Raw genomic sequence first — 1,996 nt, 5'->3', positions numbered from 1 at the left:
ACTCGTACGGTCAGTCAGGTAACGTTGACGCCGAAGTCCAGGGCGATCCCGCGCAACCCGGAGGCGTATCCCTGGCCGACGGCGCGGAACTTCCACTCCCCACCGTAGCGGTACAGCTCGCCGAAGATCATCGCCGTCTCCGTGGAGGCATCCTCGGTGAGGTCATAACGGGCCACCTCCGCGCCGTTCGTCGCGTCCGTCACCCGGATGAACGCGTTACGGATCTGGCCGAAGGCCTGCCGACGCGAGTCGGCATCGTAGATGGACACGGTGAACACGACCTTCGCCGCCTGCGGGGTCAGCGTCCGCAGGTCGACGTTGATCTGCTCGTCGTCACCGCCGCCGCCACCGACCAGGTTGTCACCCAGGTGCTTCACCGCACCGTCCGGACTCACCAGATTGTTGAAGAACACGAAATAGCCGTCGGAAAGGACCCGGCCGGCGTCATTCACAATGATCGCGCTGGCGTCGAGGTCGTAGGCGGCACCGGTGGTCTGCCGCACCTGCCCCCCCAGGCCCACCGTCACCGCAGTGAGGTTGGGGACGACCTTGCTCAGCGAGACATTGCCGCCCTTGGACAGCGACACGGAGGTCATATCCTCACCCTAATACCAATTGACCGGCGGGCCCTACGGCTCGATCAGGCGCCACCGGTCTGGTGTTCCCGGCTCGGAACGCGCCGCGCCGGTTGCCTCCAGCGTCGCGAGATACGACGTCGTGTCCATCACGGCGTTCTGCAGCGCCACCCCCCGCAGGTTCCGGAACGGCCGATGCCAGGTCACGTACCCGGCGACGTCCCAGACCCGCGAGGCACCCGCGCGCAGTCCCTCGACGACCTCGGACAGCCGGCCGGCGTGATGCGCGTCGAGCTCCGCGAGCCGGCGCTCCAGCCCGGTGAACCGGTGCTCGTGCGCCGGCAGCACCTCCTCGGCCGGCAGGCCCCGCAGCCGGGCCAGCGAGCGCAGGTAGTCGCCCAGCGGATCAGGAGCAGCCTCCTCCGGCGCGGGTACCCCGACCGCCGTCGAGGGCAGGACGTGGTCCCCGGAGAACAGCAGCCGGTTGGTCGGCTCCCAGAAGCAGAGGTGTCCCGGCGAATGGCCCGGTGTCCACAGTGCGGTGAGATCCCAGCCCGGGATGTCCGGCCGGTCGCCGTCCTCGATGAGGATGTCGGGTCGCGGCAGGCCCCGGGCCGGCTGCTGGTAGCCCGCCAGCAGGCGCTCGGTCATCTCGGCGGGCGCCCCAGCCCGGGTCATCAGCTCGGAGATCCGGTCAGCGTAACCATGTTCGAAGTGCCGGAGCATCGCCTCGTCCAGGGGATGCAACGAGACCCACGCCCCGGATGCCTCCCGGATCCGGGGCGCCAGGCCGTAGTGGTCCAGGTGCGCATGGGTCACCACGACGCCCTGCACGTCGGCCACCGACATCCTGATCATCGCCAGTCCGGCCTGCAACGCGTCGAACGCCTCGTCGAAGTCCCAGCCGGCGTCCATCAGGAACGGGCCCGTGGAAGTCTCGAAGACGTACACGAACACGTGCGCCGGTTTGGCCCAGGGCAGCGGGACGGGGATACTCCACAATCCCGGACGCACCTGCTCGACCGGCGGCAGGGGTCGACGCCACCGCGCGGCACCGTCCCGGCCGGCCCGCTCCACGGCCGGCTTCACGGCCGGCTGCGGCCCGGTCTGACGCGGCACACCGACATCCCCGAGAGCAGCGTCCACGACCTCACCCACCCGTTTTCTCCGGCGCCCGGCGGCGCGTGCATCGCGTACCGCGGCGCCCCGGGCCTGCAACACCCGTCTCTGGGCCTGCGCCACCCGTCTTTGGATGCCACCCGTCTTTGGATGATGCCGCGCCCCTGATCGTTCCCCATCCGCGACGAATGGTCGTCGCGGTGATACCTTCACCACCCGACGAAACCTTGGCGCGTCCTGGCCAATCTGTCGTGCTATACCGTGCCGTCCGGTACCCCCCGAACCGGGCGGCACCATACTTT

At 69.3% G+C, this 1,996-nt stretch carries 2 protein-coding genes; both read right to left on the bottom strand.

Features of this window, described 5'->3' with window-relative positions:
- Window positions 1-14: 14 nt before the first annotated feature.
- Window positions 15-596, bottom strand: coding sequence for a TerD family protein (locus ACY45C_RS13540; RefSeq protein WP_462187968.1), 582 nt, complete (start codon window positions 594-596; stop codon window positions 15-17).
- A gap of 33 nt (window positions 597-629) precedes the next feature.
- A complete protein-coding gene (locus ACY45C_RS13535) occupies window positions 630-1,733 on the bottom strand; it encodes an MBL fold metallo-hydrolase (RefSeq protein ID WP_462187967.1) in 1,104 nt (367 codons plus the stop codon).
- Window positions 1,734-1,996 lie beyond the last annotated feature (263 nt).

Source organism: Frankia sp. CcWB2, from assembly GCF_977927585.1.
Note: the sequence above shows the minus strand (reverse complement) of the source record. Positions and strands in the feature narration are given on the sequence as shown.